General features: G+C 66.8%; 15 protein-coding genes and 2 pseudogenes. 10 read left to right on the top strand and 7 right to left on the bottom strand.

Annotated features, from left to right (window positions below; translation table 11 throughout):
- Positions 1-2: 2 nt before the first annotated feature.
- From ACR2MZ_RS13695 to ACR2MZ_RS13685, 3 genes are read right to left on the bottom strand one after another with little or no spacing between them, the layout of a single operon-like run.
- A complete protein-coding gene (locus ACR2MZ_RS13695; RefSeq protein ID WP_434005600.1) occupies positions 3-407 on the bottom strand; it encodes a hypothetical protein in 405 nt (134 codons plus the stop codon).
- A gap of 57 nt (positions 408-464) precedes the next feature.
- Entirely contained in the window at positions 465-980 is a 516-nt protein-coding gene (locus ACR2MZ_RS13690) for a Maf family protein (protein WP_434005610.1), read from the bottom strand.
- Between the two features lie 29 nt (positions 981-1,009).
- Positions 1,010-2,479: a purine-cytosine permease family protein gene (locus tag ACR2MZ_RS13685; RefSeq protein WP_434005599.1), complete on the bottom strand. Its 1,470-nt coding sequence runs from the start codon at positions 2,477-2,479 to the stop codon at positions 1,010-1,012.
- Between the two features lie 107 nt (positions 2,480-2,586).
- Between ACR2MZ_RS13685 and codA the strand changes: the two genes are divergently transcribed.
- The 5 genes and pseudogenes from codA to ACR2MZ_RS13660 all read left to right on the top strand — a co-directional run.
- The gene (gene codA / locus ACR2MZ_RS13680; protein WP_434005598.1) at positions 2,587-3,858 is read left to right on the top strand and encodes a cytosine deaminase; all 1,272 of its coding nucleotides are present in this window, start codon (positions 2,587-2,589) and stop codon (positions 3,856-3,858) included.
- 10 nt (positions 3,859-3,868) lie between these two features.
- Positions 3,869-4,225: a YciI family protein gene (locus ACR2MZ_RS13675; RefSeq protein WP_434005597.1), complete on the top strand. Its 357-nt coding sequence runs from the start codon at positions 3,869-3,871 to the stop codon at positions 4,223-4,225.
- Between the two features lie 64 nt (positions 4,226-4,289).
- Positions 4,290-5,321, top strand: coding sequence for an alpha/beta hydrolase (locus ACR2MZ_RS13670; RefSeq protein ID WP_434005596.1), 1,032 nt, complete (start codon positions 4,290-4,292; stop codon positions 5,319-5,321).
- Between the two features lie 12 nt (positions 5,322-5,333).
- On the top strand, positions 5,334-5,933 hold the full coding sequence (locus tag ACR2MZ_RS13665) for a YdeI/OmpD-associated family protein (protein ID WP_434005609.1): 600 nt from the start codon (positions 5,334-5,336) through the stop codon (positions 5,931-5,933).
- A 153-nt stretch (positions 5,934-6,086) separates the two neighbouring features.
- Positions 6,087-6,412: pseudogene (locus ACR2MZ_RS13660) on the top strand (endonuclease domain-containing protein); the annotation flags it as partial.
- A 56-nt stretch (positions 6,413-6,468) separates the two neighbouring features.
- Here the strand turns inward: ACR2MZ_RS13660 and ACR2MZ_RS13655 are convergent.
- From ACR2MZ_RS13655 to ACR2MZ_RS13645, 3 genes are all read right to left on the bottom strand, one after another.
- Positions 6,469-8,073, bottom strand: a complete 1,605-nt coding sequence (locus ACR2MZ_RS13655; protein WP_434005595.1) for an acyl-CoA carboxylase subunit beta — start codon at positions 8,071-8,073, stop codon at positions 6,469-6,471.
- Positions 8,003-8,806 carry an enoyl-CoA hydratase/isomerase family protein gene (locus tag ACR2MZ_RS13650; RefSeq protein ID WP_434005594.1) on the bottom strand — a complete coding sequence of 268 codons (804 nt, stop codon included), beginning with the start codon at positions 8,804-8,806 and terminating at the stop codon, positions 8,003-8,005. The genes ACR2MZ_RS13655 and ACR2MZ_RS13650 overlap by 71 nt, the downstream gene beginning before the upstream one ends.
- Before the next feature lie 77 nt (positions 8,807-8,883).
- A complete protein-coding gene (locus ACR2MZ_RS13645; protein ID WP_434005593.1) occupies positions 8,884-9,255 on the bottom strand; it encodes a hypothetical protein in 372 nt (123 codons plus the stop codon).
- Positions 9,256-9,281: 26 nt separating this feature from the next.
- Between ACR2MZ_RS13645 and cax the strand changes: the two genes are divergently transcribed.
- The 3 genes and pseudogenes from cax to ACR2MZ_RS13630 all read left to right on the top strand — a co-directional run bounded on the left by cax (position 9,282) and on the right by ACR2MZ_RS13630 (position 12,571).
- On the top strand, positions 9,282-10,343 hold the full coding sequence (gene cax / locus ACR2MZ_RS13640; RefSeq protein WP_434005592.1) for a calcium/proton exchanger: 1,062 nt from the start codon (positions 9,282-9,284) through the stop codon (positions 10,341-10,343).
- Positions 10,344-10,490: 147 nt separating this feature from the next.
- Positions 10,491-10,778, top strand: a pseudogene (locus ACR2MZ_RS13635) (endonuclease domain-containing protein); the annotation flags it as partial.
- A gap of 233 nt (positions 10,779-11,011) precedes the next feature.
- Positions 11,012-12,571, top strand: coding sequence for an alpha,alpha-trehalose-phosphate synthase (UDP-forming) (locus tag ACR2MZ_RS13630; protein ID WP_434005591.1), 1,560 nt, complete (start codon positions 11,012-11,014; stop codon positions 12,569-12,571).
- On the opposite strand, the gene otsB is transcribed toward ACR2MZ_RS13630, so the two are convergent.
- Positions 12,510-13,226: a trehalose-phosphatase gene (gene otsB, locus ACR2MZ_RS13625; protein WP_434005590.1), complete on the bottom strand. Its 717-nt coding sequence runs from the start codon at positions 13,224-13,226 to the stop codon at positions 12,510-12,512. The two genes, ACR2MZ_RS13630 and otsB, sit on opposite strands and share 62 nt — an antisense overlap.
- A gap of 112 nt (positions 13,227-13,338) precedes the next feature.
- On the opposite strand from otsB, the gene ACR2MZ_RS13620 reads away from it, so the two are divergent.
- Positions 13,339-15,666, top strand: a complete 2,328-nt coding sequence (locus tag ACR2MZ_RS13620; protein WP_434005589.1) for a transglycosylase domain-containing protein — start codon at positions 13,339-13,341, stop codon at positions 15,664-15,666.
- A gap of 396 nt (positions 15,667-16,062) precedes the next feature.
- A partial coding sequence (locus tag ACR2MZ_RS13615) for a hypothetical protein (protein ID WP_475392958.1) occupies positions 16,063-18,407 on the top strand: 2,345 nt, incomplete at its 3' end.

Below are 18,407 nucleotides of genomic sequence, written 5' to 3'. Positions count from 1 at the left end.
CGCTACGAGTTGTAGGAGGCTACCAAGCCTCGGATGTAGTTCACCCGCTGTTCGATGTCCAGCACCTGCGCGGGTGAAGAGACAGGGATCTGGGTCGAGTGGAAGACACCGGGCCCCTGAACAGTCACCTGGACGTAACCAGTTGTGCGTCTTTCTTTGATGAGCAGGAAGAGCAGGCCGAGCAGGCAGAAGATGAAGAAGATCACCGCCAGAACCACTGCGTAGGTGGGCATCGATTCCGTGGTGACGCTGTTGTTGGACCCGAGCCACGTGGTGCCCGCGAGCGGAAAGCTGCCGTTGGGTGTGATGACTCGGTGCTGGGTGCACGAGATGTCGCCCGCGGAAACGAGGATCGGCTCAGGGCGGCCCGGCTCCAGCCAATTGGTGGGCGGGGGCGGCTGTGTCACGGCAGCCCGCACCATAGCACCTCAGGCAGTCACCGTGAGCCACTGGACGAACGCGGCTCAGTCGGCGATCAGGCCGCCCACCCGTTTCGGCAGCAGCCGCCGGACCAGGCCCAGCGGCAGGCCGACGACCGTGTCCCACTCCCCGTCCAGTTCGGTGACGAACCGAGCCGCTCGGCCCTGAATCGCGTAGGCGCCGGCCTTGCCCAGCGGCTCGCCGCTGGTCACATACTCCACGATCTCGGCTGAGCTGAGCGCCCGGAACGTAACGTGGCTGCGAGCGTGACCCCAGCGGATGGCGCCGCGGTCCTGCACAGCCACACCGGTGATCACCTCGTGCGTGCGACCGGAGAGGCGTCGCAGCATGGCTGCGCCGTCGTCAGGATCGGTCGGCTTGCCGAGCACTGTGCCGTCGACCACGACCACCGTGTCGGCGCCCAGCACCACCTCGCCCTCTGCGCCCGCCGCCTTCGCCCGCGCCAGTGACTCTGCGTACTCGGCCGGGTCGCCGCCGGGGTACGGCCACTCCCGCGCGCGGCTCAGGCCAACTTCGAAGTCGAACCCCGCCTCGCGCAGCAGCTGAGCGCGACGCGGGGAGGCAGAGGCTAGGACAAGCCGGCTTCTGACGCCGTTCGCTGCCTCAACCCCAGGTTCAGCAGGAGGTGCACTGCCGCCGCCACCACCATTCCGACGATGAAAGAGATGTCACCCACCGCCGGGTTGGCGTTCGGGATCGGTCCCACGAACACGCCGCTGACATTCCAGAACGGCAGAGAGACCAGTAGCCCGGCGACCATGGCCGCGAAGCCCTGCCAGGGCCGCCGGGCGGTGTCGAAGAACTCCCGCTCCTCGTAGTGGCCGCGGCGGAGGAAGTAGTCGGTGATCACAACGCCCAGGAAAGGGCCGATCCAGTAGGCGATGAGCAGCAGGAAGCTCTCGTACTTGCTGCCCGGGCCGACCTGTGCCTGCAGCGCCACGCCGACGACGAAGCCGATCACGCCGGCGCCCACCGCCACGATGGCGCGCCGCTGGTGAAGGGTGAGCCTGATACCGAGCGTCAGGAAGGACATCGAGCCGCTGTAGATGTTGATGACGTTGGCCGAAACCGTGCCGAGTGCGATGCTAAGCAGCGCCAGGATCTGCAGCGCCAAAGGCAGCGGTTTGATGAACTGGGCGGTCGGGATGTCATTCGGTCCCCACTTGGTCCCGGCCACAGTCACTAGGGCGGCGCCGACCAGTTCCAGCAGGACGCAGGAGACGAAGACGCCCAGCCCTGCCCAGAGTCCTGTCATGAACCGGTCGGTGCTGCGCGGCAGGTAGCGGGTGTAGTCCGAGGCGTAGGGGTTCCAGCCCACCGCGTAGCCGAAGGCTGCCGTGAAGGTGAGCGTGAACGCTCCGGTCTCGCCCAGCGGTCCCTGGATCTTGCCGTTGATGCCCTGGCCCAGGTTCGCCTGGCTGAAGATGAGGACGGCTGAGACCACGAAGACGATGGTCAGAACCGGGAAGGCGATCCGCTCGAAGCGGTGGACGAGGTTGTGGCCCAGGAAAGCCACCGCCACCTGGGCCAGCACGATGATCAGGAAGGAGAGCCAGAAGGGCAGGTCGAACCAGTGCAGCACGGGGCCGAACAGCGTGCTGAGGGCGAAGGCGCCGCTGACGCTGTTCACGATGAACCAGCCGACGTTGGCTGTAAACGTGTTGAGGCCGGCGGGGAGGAGGTTGCCCAGGAAGCCGAAGGCGCCGCGCGCCTGCACCATCTGAGGCACGCCGAACTTCGGCCCCCAGCTGGAGAGGATGGCGTGGGTGAGAGAGCCCAGCGCGGTCCCCAGGATGATGGCCACCGCGGCGTCGGCGAAGCCCATGCCGAAGAAGGCGACGGGAAGCACTCCGACGAACACCGTGGCGAACTCCATGTTGGGCGAGACCCAGGTGGTGAAGAGGTCGAAGGGGCGACCGTGGCGCTCAGAGTCGGCGATGTACTCGACGCCGCCCGGCTCGACCGCCATGACCTTCGTTCCGTACGTCCCCTCTCGAATCGGGACGCCGCTTATGTCCAGCTGCTCGGTGGTGGCCATCCAGTTCTGCTCCCTAAGTGCTTATGGTCACGGCGCCGGCACGTTCCGGTCGCCCGGATAGTAACTGTTTGGCGTTCTTCTTGCCAGCGAGAGATAGAGTCCACTGGGTGCTTGATCTGCTGCTCCGCAATGCGAGACTTCCCGGCCGTGCCGAGCCGGCCACTCTCGGCGTCCGCGACGGCCACTGGCGGGAGCCCGAGTCGGAGGCTCGTGAGGTCATCGAGCTGGGCGGCCTGCTCGCCACGCCGCCGCTGGTAGAGCCCCACATCCATCTCGACGCCGTGCTCACAGTTGGGCAGCCGCGCCAGAACCTGAGCGGCTCACTGTTCGAAGGCATAGCCATCTGGGCGGAGCGGGTGAAGACCCTGACCAGCGAGGACGTGAAAACCCGAGTCCGCCAGGTGCTGCGCTGGCAGCTGGCCAACGGTGTCCAGCACGTGCGCAGCCACGTCGACGTCTGCGATCCTCAGCTGACGGCGCTGCACGCCCTGGTCGAGGTGCGAGAGGAGATCGGCGACCAGATGGATCTGCAGCTGGTCGCCTTCCCCCAGCAGGGCATCCTCTCCTTCGACGGCGGCCAGGAGCTGATGCGCAAAGCGGTCGACGCTGGAGCCGACGTCATAGGAGGGATCCCGCACTATGAGCTCACCCGGGAGCTGGGCGTCGACTCTGTCAAGTTCGCCTTCCAGCTTGCGGCCGAGCACGGGCTGCGCGTCGACATTCACTGCGACGAGACTGACGACGACCACTCACGCTTTGTGGAGACAATGGCCGCCGAAACGATCCGCCTGGACATGGCCGGCCGGGTCACCGCGAGCCACACGACAGCCATGCACTCCTACAACCAGGCCTACGCCCACCGGGTGGTCCACAACATCGCCCGCTCAGGCATGCACATGGTCACGAACCCGCTCGACAACTCGGTGCTCCAGGGGCGCTTCGACAGCTATCCGGTGCGGCGCGGACATACCCGGGTCAAGGAGCTGCAGGCCGCCGGGGTGAATGTCTGCATCGGCCACGACTCGGTCATGGATCCCTGGTACCCACTGGGCTATGGGGACCCGCTGCAGGCGGCCTTTGTGCTGGCGCACTACGGCCACATGTCGGGCGCCGAGGAGATCCCCCGGCTGATCGAGATGGTGACCAGCGCCCCGGCTGCCGCCCTGGGCCTGGAGAGCTATGGCCTGGAGGTGGGAATGCCCGCCAACCTTGTCGTCTTCGAGGCGCCGAGTGAGTTTGACGCCATCCGGCTGGTGCCGCGCCGGCGCCTGGTGCTGCGTCGCGGGCGGAAGGTGGCGCGCACGGAGCCGGCGCGAACCTTCGTGACCTGGAATGGCGAGGAGGAATCCGTCGACTTCCTTCGCCGCGAGAGCAACTAACATCGCCGGCATGGAATTCGACAGTTTCAGCATCGGGCTCTTGCTGCTCAGACCGGATGCGCCGGTTCTTGACGCGCAGGCTGAGGACGAGCTGCAGGACGCGCACATGGACCACTTGGCCCAGCTGCATGAGGCAGGCCTCCTGCTGGCTGCCGGTCCGCTGCGTCCGCCGGACGGTGGGCCGAACCGGGGCCTGAGCATCCTGCGCCTTGAGCCGCAGAAGGCGCAGGAGGCGTTGGAGCGAGATCCCGCAGTGCTCGCCGGTAGGTACTCGGTGCTCGTACTGCCCTGGCTGGTGCCGGCGGGAGCAATCAGCTTTTCGCCGACCCGGTTTCCGCGCTCGCTGGCGGAGGCCCGGGCCTCCTGAGCGGACCGGCGCCAGCCGCTCGGACGGCACTCGCTGGCCCGACCACAGCTACCATGCGCTGACGGTGGGCGAACCCTGGTCGATCGACTGGCAGGGAAGGCTGGAGAAGCTCTGGCTGGAGAGCCAAGCGCTGCGCGGCAATCCGCTTGCCGACCCGGCCACACGCCCCGTCTGGGTTTACCGGCCGCCTGGCTACGACGATGAGCCCGACCGTCGCTATCCCAGCATCTACGTGATCCAGGGCATGACCGGCCAGGTCGACATGTGGGCCAACCGCACAGCCTTCAGGCGCAGCTATCCCGAGCTGGCTGACCAGCTTTTCGCTGGCGGCGGGGTGCCGCCCTGCCTGCTCGTCTTCGTGGACGCCTGGACTTCGTACGGCGGCAGCCAGTTTCTCGACTCGCCGGGCACCGGTCTTTATCACACCTACCTCTGTGAGGAGGTGGTGGCCTGGGTGGACTCGCGCTACCGAACGCTGGCCGCGCCCGAGCACCGCGGCATCAGCGGCAAGTCCAGCGGCGGCTACGGCGCCATGGTGACGCCGATGCTGCGCCCCGACGTCTTCGGCGCTCTCGCCACCCACGCCGGCGACGCGCTGTTCGAGGTCTGTTACCAGCCGGAGTTTGCAGTGGTGGCGCGGGCGCTGCGCGACCACTACGAAGGCTCCTACGAGCGCTTCTGGCAGGACTTCCATTCGCGACCCGCCATGACCAAGCCCCACGATGCCGAGCTGGTCAACACCTACTGCATGGCCGCCTGTTACTCTGCGGAGCCGTCAGGCGAGGTGACGCTGCCTTTCGACACGAGCACCGGTCGGCTCCTGCCGGAGGTGTGGGAGCGCTGGCTCGCCTGGGACCCGGTTCGGCTGGCTTCGCGCCGGGCGGAGGCGCTGCGGTCGCTGCGCGGCGTCTACATCGACGCCGGCCGGAAGGATGAGTTCAACCTCGATCTGGGCGCCGAAGCCTTTCGGCGCGAGCTGGCCGCGCTGGGGGTGGGTGACGTTCATTTCGAGCTGTTCGACGGTGGCCACGGCGCCATCGAATATCGCTACCCGCTGGCGCTCCGTTACCTGGCCGACCGGCTCCAGCCGGCTTAGAGCGCGATGGCCATGAGCAGCGAGCTGGCCGAGCTGATCGTCGCCGATGCAGTCGCGTGGCGGGGGTGGCTCGCCGCCCATGAGGGCGACCCGACAGGAGTGTGGCTGGTTCTGGCCAAGAAGGGCACTATCGAGCCGACCAGCCTCAGCTATGACCAGGCGCTCGAGGAAGCTCTCTGCCAGGGCTGGATCGACGGTCAGGTCCGTCGCCGTGACGAGTCAACCTACCTGCAGCGCTTCACTCCTCGCCGAGCGCGCAGCGGGTGGTCGAGCCGCAACGTCGGCAGCGTCGCCCGGTTGACGGCCGAGGGGCGGATGCGTCCGGCGGGGCTGGCTGAAGTGGCGCGAGCCAAAGCCGACGGCCGCTGGGCAGCCGCCTACGCCGGCCAGGCCAGCACCGAGGTGCCGTGCGACCTGGCCGCCGCACTGGCAGCAGAGCCTCGCGCGCGAGCCATGTTCGAGATACTGACCAGCCAGAACCGCTACGCGGTTGTGTACAGGCTCGATGCGGCCAAGCGCGCTGACACGCGGGCGCGTCGCCTTGAGCAGTACGTCGCCATGCTCGCCCGAGGCGAGACCATCTACCCGCAGAAGCGAAAGCTGACCGGCTGAAGCTTTCAAGAGGCGTCTCTCCCCCGCGAAGTCGGGGGAGTACCCGGCGGAGCCGGGGGAGGGGGTCCCTGAAGCTCTCGTACTTAACCACCGGGATTCAGCCCGCGCACCCGCCCGGTACATCCTCCCAATGGTGGGCACTTCGGTCAAAGAGCGAGAACGCTCCGCCGCAGCATGACTGGAGTCGAACTGCTGCTGTGGTCTCGCTTACGCGGTCAGCGGCTTGGCGGCCACCGCTTCCGGCGGCAGGCGCCCATCGGTCCTTACATCGCCGATTTCGCCTGCTTCCAGCCCGGCTGTTGATCGAGATCGACGGCCCTGCTCACGATGCTCGAGTGGAGTACGACGGTAGACGGACCGCCTGGCTAACGCGTCACGGCTTCCAGGTGCTCCGGTTCGCCGCAGATGACGTCTTGAGTAGGTTGGACGAGGTCCTGGATGCCATCCTTTTGGAGCTCACCGACTTCGCGGGACCCCCTCCCCAGGCCACGGCCGGGTACTCCCCCGACTTCGCGGGGGAGAGACGCCATCTTGCTCAGACAGGCGGTACCCCGTGCTTGCGGTCAAGCGGAGGCTCGAAGCGCGAGGTGTAAAAGGCAAAGCGCTTGATCAGCTGCTCGCGCAGGCGCTCGGGCTCAACCACGTCGTCGACCACCAGGTTGGAGGCCAGCTTGTAGAGGTCCACGTCCTGGCGGTACTCCTCCTCCAGCTGCCGCCGCCGCGCTGTCCGCTCCGGCTCCTCCAGCTCCGCCAGCTTGTTGAAGAACACTGCGTTGATCGCCGGCTCGGGACCCATGACGGCGATCTGGGCCGACGGTAGTGCGATCACGCAGTCGCTCTCGAAGGCGGGACCTGCCATTGCGTAGAGGCCGGCGCCATAGGCCTTGCGCACGATCACCGAAATCTTGGGCACGCTGGCTTCGGACACGGCTGTGATCATCTTGGCCCCGTGCCGGATGATGCCCCGCTTCTCGACGTCAGTGCCGATCATGAAGCCTGGCACGTCGGTCAGGAACAGCAGCGGCAGGTTGAAGGCGTCGCAGAGCCAGATGAAGCGGGCCGCTTTATCGGCGCTGTCGCCGAAGAGCACGCCACCCTTCTGCATGGGCTGGTTGGCGAGGATCCCGAGGACCTTTCCGTTCAAGCGCGCGAAGGCAGTGATCAACTCCTTCGCGAAGAGCTTTTTGATCTCCAGCGTGCTGCCCTCATCCACCAGGGCCTCGATCACCTTGCGCATGTCGTAGCCGCGCTGCGGCTCCAGCGGGACCAGCTCTCCTATCGGTTTGGCAGCAGCGCGGGGCTCTCGCGACTCGATCGGGGGCGGGGCCAGAGTGTGGTTCTGGGGCAGGTAGGCGAAGTAGTCCCGCGCCAGCTGAATGGCGGCTCCGTCGTCGGGGACCAGAAAGTCGCCGCAGCCACTCTCCGTGCAGTGCATGCGCGCGCCGCCCAGCTCCTCCAGCGAAACCTTCTCGCCGACGACGACCTGGACCATCCGTGGAGAGCCCAGGTACATGGAGGCGTTGCCCTCGACCATGATGACCACGTCGCAGAAGGCAGGGATGTAGGCGCCGCCCGCCGCCGAGGGACCGAAGAGAAGGCAGATCTGCGGCACCCGGCCCGAGAGGCGGACCTCGTTAAAGAAGATGCGGCCGGCGTGGCGGCGACCGGGGAACATGTCCACCTGGTCGGTGATGCGGGCGCCTGCCGAGTCGACGAGATAGAACAGCGGCAGCCGCAGCCGGGCAGCCTGCTCCTGGATGCGAAGTATCTTCTCGACTGTCCGCGCCCCCCAGGAGCCCGCCTTCACAGTGGGGTCGTTGGCCATGACCGCCACCTCCCGGCCGTCGATCCGGCCCAGTCCGGTGACCACGCCGTCGGCGGGCAGGTCCTGGGCGAGCGCATTGGCGAAGAGACCGTCTTCCACCAACGAGCCCGGGTCCAGCAGCAGGTCGAGGCGCTCGCGAACCGGCAGCTTGCCCTGTTCTTTCAGCTTGGGCAGGTACCGCTCGCCCCCGCGCAGGGCCTGGTCGCGCAGGGTCTGCTGCCGCTGCTTCAGATCGCCGTGCAAATCAGCTCTCCTCAACGCTGCCGAAGCGGGGTTCGCGCTTCTCGAGGAACGCCTTTGCGCCCTCGCGCGCATCGTCGCTGAGGCTGACCAGAGTCAGCTGCGACTGCAGATAGTCAAGGGCGGCTCGGAACTCCAGGTCCTGCTGGCGGTAGAAGGAGTCGCGGCCGAGCCGCAGCACCTCGGGCGAACGGCTGGCCAGGCGGCCGGCCATCTCGCTCACGGCGGCGTCCAGCTCCTCCAGCGTGGGCAGCACTCGGTTCACCAGACCCAGCTCGTGCAGGCGCCGAGCGCTCCAGCGCTCGCCCAGCAGCATCATCTCGAGCAGCGTCTTGCGGGGCAGGTTGCGCTGCAGGATGGCCTGGATCATCGCCGGCCAGACGCCCACGTTGATCTCGGGCGTGCCAAAGCTCGCGCGTTCGACAGCGAGCAGCAGATCGCAGCCGCAGGCGAGGCCGAAGCCGCCGGCGAGCGCGTGGCCGTTGATCCTGCCCAACACAGGCTTGCCCAACTCCTGGAGCAGCAGAAAGACCTCCACGAACAGCCGGCGCTCGTGGTGCTGCTGCAAGGCCGGCGCCTGGGATTGGAACGCGGCCAGATCGGCCCCGGCGCAGAAGGCGCGGTCGCCGGCGCCGGTGAGGACGATCACCCGGACGGCAGGCGTCTTCTGGCACCACTCCAGGGCCTGGCGGAGGTCGGTCAGCATCGCCGCCGAGAGCGGGTTGCGCTGCTCGGGCCGGTTGAGCGTCACTGTGGCGACGTGCTCGCGCAACTCGACCAGCACGTTCTCGAGCTCCGGCCTCGGCAACACCCGCCTATGGTACGAACGGACCGGACTGGGCCCGCCGGCCTCGCGCCCTCGGCCGATCACTCGCTGGCGCCTGCTCAGCGCTGGCTGCGTTGGGCGAGCGCCAGAGCGACCAGGGCAAACGGGACCAACAGCCAGAGCTGCAGCACCGTATACCTGCGGGCAGCGTCAGGACTCGTGTCCAGGCCTGCCTCCTCTCGCACTGTGCCGCGCCTGGCCAGGTCCAGGCCGTGGATCACAAGAGGCAAGTAGTTAACGCCGACTGACAACAAGCCGAGGCCCAAGAAGAGCTGCCAGTTGAGACCGTACCTGAGCAGCCGGACTCCCAGCGCCACACTCAGCACCCCAAACGCCACACAGAGGCCAGCGCCCAGCCCGAACTCCCAGAGAATGACCCGCGTTCCGTGGAGCTGCATGTCGATGGCGGCCAGCCGGCGGACGTTCAGCATCGGTCTCAGCCTAGATTTCTTGAGCAGTGCTGCGCCCCAACCTGTACTGGCTGCTGGTTTTCGTGCCCGTCTCCCTGGCGATAGACCTGGCCCACGGGTCGCCGCTGCTCGTCTTCATCACCTGCGCGATCGCCATCGTTCCGCTGGCCGGCCTGGTCGGTCGCAGCACCGGTTCGATCGCCGCGCACTCGGGACCGAGGGTGGGCGGGCTCTTGAACGCGACGTTCGGGAACCTGACCGAGATGATCATCGGCGTGCTGCTCGTGGCCGCGGGCGAGGTCGAGGTGGTCAAGGCCTCGCTCATCGGCTCCATCATCGGCAACCTGGTTCTCGTCTTGGGCGCCTCTCTCTTCATCGGCGGGCTCCGCCACAAGGAGCTGCGCTTTTCCGCTCGCAGCGCCGGCCTGCAGACCGCCAGCCTGCTGCTGGCAGTGCTCGCGCTGGTCATGCCTGCCATCTTCGTCAGCACCGACCGCACAACAGGCACGGAGAGGGAGATCGTCAGCGTGGTGGTGGCAGGGGTGCTGATCCTGCTCTATGTCGCCACGCTGATCTACACCCAGGTCACCCACGCTCATCTGTTCCGTGCTGCCGAGGCCGATGAGGCCCCCGAGTGGGGCCGTCGCCAGGCGCTGCTCATCCTTGTGGCGTCGGGCGTCGTTGTGGGAGTGGAGTCCGAGCTGCTGGTTACCAGCCTGGAGCCCACCATCGCCGCCGTCGGCTTCACCAAGGTCTTCGTCGGCATCTTCGTGGTGGCTGTCATCGGGAACGCAGCGGAACACGCGTCGGCGGTGGGCTTTGCCTGGAAAAACCAGGCCGACGTGACGATGGAGATAGTGTTCGGCTCGTCGGCGCAGATCGCCATGTTCGTCGCCCCTCTGCTCATCTTCGTGAGCCTGGTCATATCGCGCCCCATGGACTTCGTCTTCAGCCCCTTCGAGATCGCAGCTGTGGGCCTCTCCACGATCATCGTCGGCCTGATCTCTCTCGACGGCCGCAGCAACTGGCTGGAGGGGCTGCAGCTGCTGGGCGCCTACGTGATCATGGCGATCTCCTTCTTCTTCGTCGGCAGCCCGCCGAGCCACTGAGCAGAGGCGGTTCAGCCTGTTCGATCCCCGAGTAGTTGAGGCGCTCCTAGGTGGAGTCGTCCTCCCCCCGCGCCGCGGGGGGGGGTGAGGAGGGGGCGCTAACGGCCTGACTTGCGGCGGCCGGGCTCACGGTGAGAGCTTGCGTCCATGGATCGTCAAACTCGTCTCCATCGAGCTGCTCGGCATCAGCGCGCCCAGGTGCTGCGGCGGGAGATGTCCAGGACCGAATGGCGGCTCTGGTCCCGCCTGCGCAGCCGGCAGCTGCCGGGACGCAAGTTTCGCCGCCAGGTTCCGCTTGGCCCCTACTTCGCCGACTTCGTCAGTTTGGACGCAAGGCTTGTGCTCGAAGTCGACGGCGACCACCACGGCGATCAGCTCGTCTACGACGCGAGGCGAGATCACTGGCTGGGCCAGATGGGCTTTCGGGTGCTGAGGTTCTGGGTGGCGGAAATTGATGAGAACCTCGAAGGTGTCATTGAGACCATCGCCGACTATCTGAGTCCATTCGGCTGGGGGGCCCCCACCTCCCCCCCCCCGCAGCCGCGGGGGGAGGACCACTCCACCCAGAAAGCGCCTCAAGTACCCGCGGATTGGACAGCTAAGCCGGCCGCCCGGTACGGAGGGGCAGGTTCCGCTTGCACGGCTGGCTGGGTAGCATTCGAGCGGCCTTGCCGAAGCTCAGCTCGCCGCCGGCGCAGCCTAGAGGTGCGGCCGAAAAGCCCAGCCGCACCTCCAGCGCCGAAGAGTCGATGCGCGAGTACACGGCGAGGGTGCTCAAGCCCTGGTCGCCCCTCGTGGTCAGCAACCGTGCCCCCTTCGAGCCTGGTCCCAAGGGCACCATGAAGAAGGGCTCTGGCGGCTTGGTCACGGCGCTCATCACGGTGGCCGAGGCGACTGGAGCGCCCTGGGTGGCCGCTGCTCGCAGTCCCGCCGAGCGAGAGCTCGCCGGCCGCGAGCCTGCCGAGGGGCACGCGCCTGGCGGCAGCGAGATCCATTACGTGGTCACTGACGAGGAGGCCTACCGCCGCTACTACTCGGTAATTGCCAATCCCCTGCTCTGGTTCCTGCAGCACTACCTCTGGGGGCTGATCCGCGAACCGGTGATAGACGCCGAGACCTGGTCTGCCTGGGATGACGGCTATGTGGCAGTCAACCAGGCGTTCGCCAGGAAGGTGGTGGAGGTCGCCCGACAGGTGGAGAAGCCCCCACTGATCCTGACCCAGGACTACCAGCTCTACATAGCGCCCCAGCTGATCCGGGCGAAGCTGCCGCAGGCCGCGCTGCAGCAGTTCATCCACATCCCCTGGCCGACGCCCAACTACTGGAAGGTGCTGCCCAAGTCCATGCGCGACGCGATCTTCCAAGGCATTCTGGGCAACGACCTGATCGGCTTCCAGTCCAACCTGGACGTGCGCAACTTTCTCATGAGCTGCGAGGAGCTGATGGGCCTGCGGGTGGACCACCGAGAGCGGGCGGTGCTCCATGCGGGCCGCGTCGTCTGGGTGCGGTCCTATCCGATCTCCATCGACGTTCCCGGGCTGGAAAGGCAGGCGGCAGCCGCGGGGGTGACCAAGGAGCGGGAAGCGATCCGCCAGGACCGCCCCGAGAAACTCATAGTGCGCGTCGATCGCACCGACCCCTCCAAGAACGTCGTGCGCGGCTTTCTCGCCTACGAGCTGCTCTTGGAGCGGCACCCCGAGTGGCACGGCCGAGTCCAGTTCTATGCCTTCCTGCAGCCGTCGCGGCAGGACATCGACGCCTACCGCGATTACCTGCGCGAGATCAGGCGGACGGCGACTCGGATCAATGACCGTTTCGGGCGCAAGAGCTGGCAGCCGATCCGGCTCGAGCTGGGTGAGAGCATGCGCAGGGCACTGGCGCTGTACCAGGACTTCGACGTGCTGCTGGTCAATCCCATCTACGACGGCATGAACCTGGTCGCCAAGGAGGGCATGGTGCTGAGCGCGTTCGACGGCGCGCTGGTCCTTTCCGAGAATGCCGGCGCTCATGAGGAGCTCGGGCAGTGGGCGCTGACTGTCAATCCCTTCGACGTGGGCGACACGGCGGAGGCTCTGCACGCCGGCCTCAAGATGTCGCGGCGGGAGCGGGCGGAGCGGCGGAATGCGATCAAAGAGCAGGTCGCAACCAACGACATCGGTCGCTGGCTCAGCCTCCAGCTGCGCGATCTCCGGGACCTGGTGCCTCCGCCCAGAGAGCCAGGCGAGTGAGCAGCCGGCCCCAGTCGGCCGGCCGCTCCAGCACGAGGTCGCAGGCTTGGAAGAGCTCCGGCGGGGCCTCAGCCGAGCGGATCCCGATCGCAAGGTGGGGAAGGCTCAGCCCGGAGGTGATCTCGAAGCAGCGCTGGTCACCCGTGTCGTCGCCAGCGAAGATCACCGCCTCCGGCCTGTGCGTGTCGATCTCCTCGCGAAGTGCCAGTCCCTTTTCAGCGCGGGCGGGCATAACCTCGATCACCAGCCGTCCCGGACGCCAGCGCAGGAGCGCGGGATCTGCCAAGTGGTGCACCAGGTCCTGCAGGTGCTCTCCTGCGGCCGGCGCCGCGCGGTGATGAACGCTCAGCGAGGCCGGCTTCCGGTCAAGCCGGCAGCCTGGGGGCAGTTCGGGCCGGAGAGCTTGCTCCAAGCGGCTCAGGGCCTCCAGCTCAGCCGCGTTTGGCTCGGCCAGTCCGTAGTCGCCGCGGAGGACAAGTCCCGGCACCGGCAGGAAGCGCTTCAGGTCCCCGTTGGAGCGGCCGCTCAGGATCACGACCCGGCCCAGCCGCTGGGTCAATCGGCCTAGGGCGCTGAGCGATTGGGCCCACGGCAGAGCCTCAGCAGGATCGGAAACGATGTCGGCCAGGGTTCCGTCGTAGTCTGAAACAAGCAAAAGTCGCTGGGCTGAGACTCCGGCAAGGGCGGACTTCAGCACGGTTTCGGCCGGGCCTGTCTCCGCTCGATCGTCTGGTTGCGCCACTTGAAACCGCTGACAAGGATAGAAAATGAGCATCGCCGGCACTGAGAGCTGGCGCGCGTGGTACGACCGCCACGAAGCGCGCCTGCGCGAGCGGTTTCTAGGCTCGCCTGCTGCCACCAGCGCGCTGACCACCGCACGCCGAGTCGGGAACGCCTTCGGCTACGAGCTGCGGCAGTCGCAGCGGGCGGCGCCGAGACGGGAGCCTCTCACTGACAGCCGCGGCCGGAGGCTCCGGGCGAGTGCGGCCCAGGGCGGGGCGGTCGCCGCCTGGCATCAGCTCACGAATCCCGTGCTGCGGCCCTTTGAGACGGAGACGATCGCCTCGCCGCTGATCAAGCTGGCCATCGTCCTCTTGGCGGCGGTGGTGGGCTTCATGAGCGGGTCGATGACGTTCATCAACTTCGCCTCCACGCTGCCCGACGTTCACGGCATCACCACCCAGGCGCTGCCCGAGGACACGATCATCTACGCGGCCGACGGCACCCAGCTCGCCGACATCCACGAGCCGGGCGCGCAGCGCTACTACCAGACGCTGCCCGCCATGGGCAGCCTCCTGCCCAGTGCCACTGTCGCGATCGAGGACGCCAACTTCTACAAGGAGCAGGGTATCGACCCGACAGGCATCGCCCGTGCCGCGTGGATCGACTGGCGCCAGCACGGCGTGGTGCAGGGCGCGTCCACCATCACGCAGCAGCTGGTCAAGCTGAGGCTGGTCGGCAACGAGCCGTCGATCGAGCGGAAGGCCAAGGAAGCAGTGCTGGCGGTGCAGCTCGACCACAGCTATTCCAAACAGCAGATTCTGGAGCTGTACCTAAACACCATCCACTACAGCAACAACGCCCTGGGCGCGGCGGCGGCCGCCAAGCTGTACTTCCACAAGGAGACGAAGGACCTGGACCTAGCCCAGGCTTCGATGCTGGCGGGAATTCCCCAGAACCCCAACGTCAACGACCCCTTCCGGAACTGGGATCAGGCGAAGTTCAGACAGAGCCAGGTGCTGGATGCCATGGTCCGCAATAGCCTGACCACCCGCGATGCAGCCGACCAGGCCTACAACGAGGATCTGACGCCGCCGAACCACATGTTCAGGCCCACGCCAATGGTGCAGGGTCCGCCCGGCTTCACCGGCTGGGTGATCGGCCAGCTGATCCAGAGGTACGGCCGCGCTGCCACCTACGACGGAGGGCTGCGGGTGACGACGACCCTCAACCGAGCGCTGCAGGCGCAGGCGGAGAAGATCTCGCTTGACAATGTGAACGCGGACCGCAGCAAAAACATGAGCCAGGGCGCGATGGCGGCCATCGATCCCCGGTCGGGTGCGGTGATCGCGATGGTCGGCGCGGCCGACCCGAACGGTCCCGGCCATGAGTACAACATGGCGGTGATACCGCGCAACCCGGGCTCCTCGATGAAGATCTGGACCTATACAGCCGCCATCGAGAGCCAGAAGTTCAGTGCGACCACGCCAATCGCCGACACGGCGGTAGCCGTAAAGCAGCCCGGGCAGGCGGACTGGAAGCCAGAGAACTACGATCACCGCCTCCACGGCACCTGCGCTCTGCAGGCTTGTATGGGCAACTCGCTAAACATTCCAGCAGTGAAGGTGGAACTCGGGGTGGGACTGGACAAGGTGGTCGACGTGGCGCGTCGGGCGGGAGCTCCTCCGGGGTACCCGCGTGCCGACGGCACCTATGACTACAAGGCGCCGGCCGACTCCTATCCGATAAGCACAACGCTCGGCAGCGTGTCCGAGACAGTGCTCTCCCAGGCCAACGGCGCCGCCACCATCGCGGCCATGGGTGTCTATCACCCGGCGTACGGCATCCAGACAGTAAAGACGGCGGAGGGCAAGGACGTATTTGTCGTCGACCCGGCGAAGGAAGCCAAGCAGGTGCTCGATCCGCGGGTGGCATTCATCATGGCCACGATCATGTCCGACGACAACAACCGGGTGCCGACCTTCCCGCGGGGAGTCCTGACGCTGCCCGATCGGCGCATCGCGGGCAAGACCGGTACCACAGACGATTTCAAGGACGCCTGGACTGTCGGCTACTCGCCCAGCCTGGCCAGCGCCTTCTGGTTCGGCAACACGAATTCCACACCCATGCAGCAGGGTTTCGACGCTATCTTCGCCGCCTCCCCGGCGTTCCACAACTTCATGGCCGCGGGCCTGGAGACGCTGAACGCGCCCAAGGACGAGTGGTACGGTCCGCCTCCGGGCTTGGACCAGCAGGGCGGCATCTACCTGATGCCCGGCACGAAGCCGGGCATGACACCACCCGCCCTGCCGGCCTGGGCGATCAGCTCCGGCACTCCAACCCCCAAGCCGACCCCGAAGAAACCTGGCGGCTGATCCCTCTGCCTGACACCTCAGCTCAGGCTATGTCAGAGCCGGTCGAGGAACGCCAGACGGGCGGGACAGCGGAGTGGGAGCCGGTCCCGGTGGCACGGCTTTCAGAAGCTATCTCCGATTTCCACCAACCCCTGCCCAGGGCGGACGTTATTCAGATCAAGCGCATGGCATCGAACCGATCCGATCCCTGATTTGGATCACGATGCTCGCACTGATCGATGCCTGACCGGCCGTTGCCGTCTCGAAGGGTCACCAGGCGAGCCGGCTAAACGCTGTGTGTGATACAGTCAGATTCGACTAATCTGCCGGAAGGCGCAAGCCAAAGTACGCGGGACTGGTCGAATCGATCAACCGCGGAAAGGCGTCAAGCCCAGCGTCTGCTGAGGGGGACTTGAATTGACTGAGATGATCTTGAAAACGCGGCGCCGATTGCTGCTCTTGGTTGTGGCTGCCCTCACCGTGGGCGGGGTGCTGATCGGCGGCGCTTCGACGGCGCTGGCGGGTGTCGGGCTGCTTGTCGTCCCGACGTTCAACAGCGGGCTGGCCGTGGGCGACCGCGGGCAGCCAGGGTACCTCCACATCGTGTACACATCGACTCCCCCCGATCAGGCCGCGCTATTCCACCTCGACACGATCACGCTAGTCCCGAGCTGTGGCTCACTGAACCCGAGCTTCCCCGGCAATTGCCCGCTCGGGGCTCTCGATCCGGGCGTATTTGGGCTGAGTGCCACCGGGATCGGTGCCCCCGGCACCGCGTGTGCGGGCATACCGTTCACCATCATCCTGAGCGACCCGACTCAGGGCAAGTACACGTTCGTCCCGGCCAGCTCGGTAGTTCTCGGTCCCTCGACCAACCTGACCGCGTCCACTTGTGACATCAATTTCACCTATGACGTGCTCAAGAAGCCAACTCTGGACGCCGATCCTAATACGCCCGGTACGCAGACCTTACAGATCGGCTTCGTCAATGGCACTACCATCGGCCTTACGCCTAAGCCGGGAACCGGCCAGGGGACGGCCATCCCCACCATCGTGAGCAACGTGGGGATCGGGACGGCTGTCGCGCCGGGCGCGATCACCATCCCGGCCTCCTTCAGCGACACCGCAACGCTGACTCCGCCGGCTGGCGGGCCGGCGCCCACTGGCACGGTGACGTTCGACGTCTACGGCCCTAATAACGGGACATGCAGCGGGGCGCCTGTGTTCACCTCGACCAACCCGGTCACCGGCTCCGGCACGGCGGTCTCAGACCCGTTTGCGCCGACCCTGGCCGGAACTTATCGGGTGATCGCCACCTACAGCGGCGATGCGAACTACGCCGCCTCGGCGTCAGCGTGTGCCGATCCGGCTGAGGCCGTCACCGTCACTGCGCCTCCGCCGACGATCGGGCTGACCAAGGTCGCCAACCCAACCAGCCGGATTGAGCCGGGCGGAACCTTCACCTTCACCGAGCAGGTGACCAACCCCAGCACAACCACCCCTGTCACCATCAACAGCCTGGTCGACAACATCTACGGCGACCTGGCGAGCAGAGCAGGTAGCACCTGTCGGACGCTGATCGGAGTCACATTAGCACCGGGGGCGACCAGCGCCCCCTGCACGTTCACCGGAACATTCACCGGCACAGCAGGCGCCTCCCAGACGGACACCGTCACGGTTACGGGTTCGAACGCTGGCCTCACTGTCACCGCCACGGCGCAGGCCACGGTGACCATCACGCCCGCCCCGCCACCCACGATTGCGGTGAGCAAGGTCGCGAGCCCGTTGAGCCGAGTCGAACCGGGCGGAACCTTCACCTTCACGGCGCAGGTCTCCAACCCGAGCACAACCACCCCGGTCAGGATCGACGCTCTGACCGACGACATCTACGGCAACCTGGCGACCAGGCCGGGTAGCACCTGCGGGACGCTGATCGGGACCACCCTGGCACCGGGTGCGAGCAGCGCTCCCTGCTCTTTCACCGGAACGTTCACCGGCACGGCCGGGGCCACTCAGACCGACACCGTCACGGTCACCGGTTCGAACCTCGGCGTCACTGCCACCGCCACCGCGCAGGCCACCGTAACCCTGACACCGGCACCGCCGCAGATAGCGGTGACGAAGGTGGCGATCCCGTTGACCGAGGTCGAGCCAGGTGGAACCTTCACCTTCACCGTGCAGGTGTCCAACCCGAGCACGCTGGAACCGGTCAGGATCGACACTCTGACCGACAACGTCTACGGTGACCTGGCCACCAGGCCGGGCAGCACCTGCGGGACGCTGATCGGGACCACCCTAGCACCGGGTGCGAGCAGCGCTCCCTGCTCTTTCACCGGAACGTTCACCGGCAGGGCCGGGGCCACACAGACCGACACCGTCACGGTCACGGGCTCCAACCGTGGCACCACCGTCACCGCCACCGCGCGGGCCACCGTGACCCTCACGCCGGCGGCGCCGCAGATAGCAGTCACGAAGGTGGCGAGCCCGTTGACGCAGGTCGAGCCAGGTGGGACCTTCACCTTCACCGCGCAGGTGTCGAACCCGAGCACGCTTCAACCGGTCACGATCACCAGCCTCACCGACAACGTCTACGGCGACCTGGCCACCAGGCCGGGTAGCACCTGCGGAGCGCTGGTCGGCGTCATCCTGGCACCGGGGACCAGCAGCGCCCCGTGCACGTTCACCGGACCGTTCACCGGCAGGGCCGGAGACTCTCAGACAGACACCATCACAGTCACCGGTACGAACCTGGGTGTAACGGT

This window comes from Candidatus Dormiibacter sp., from assembly GCF_050999135.1.
In the GTDB taxonomy this organism is placed as follows: Bacteria; Chloroflexota; Dormibacteria; order Dormibacterales; family Dormibacteraceae; genus Dormiibacter; species Dormiibacter spiritus.
Note: the sequence above shows the minus strand (reverse complement) of the source record. Positions and strands in the feature narration are given on the sequence as shown.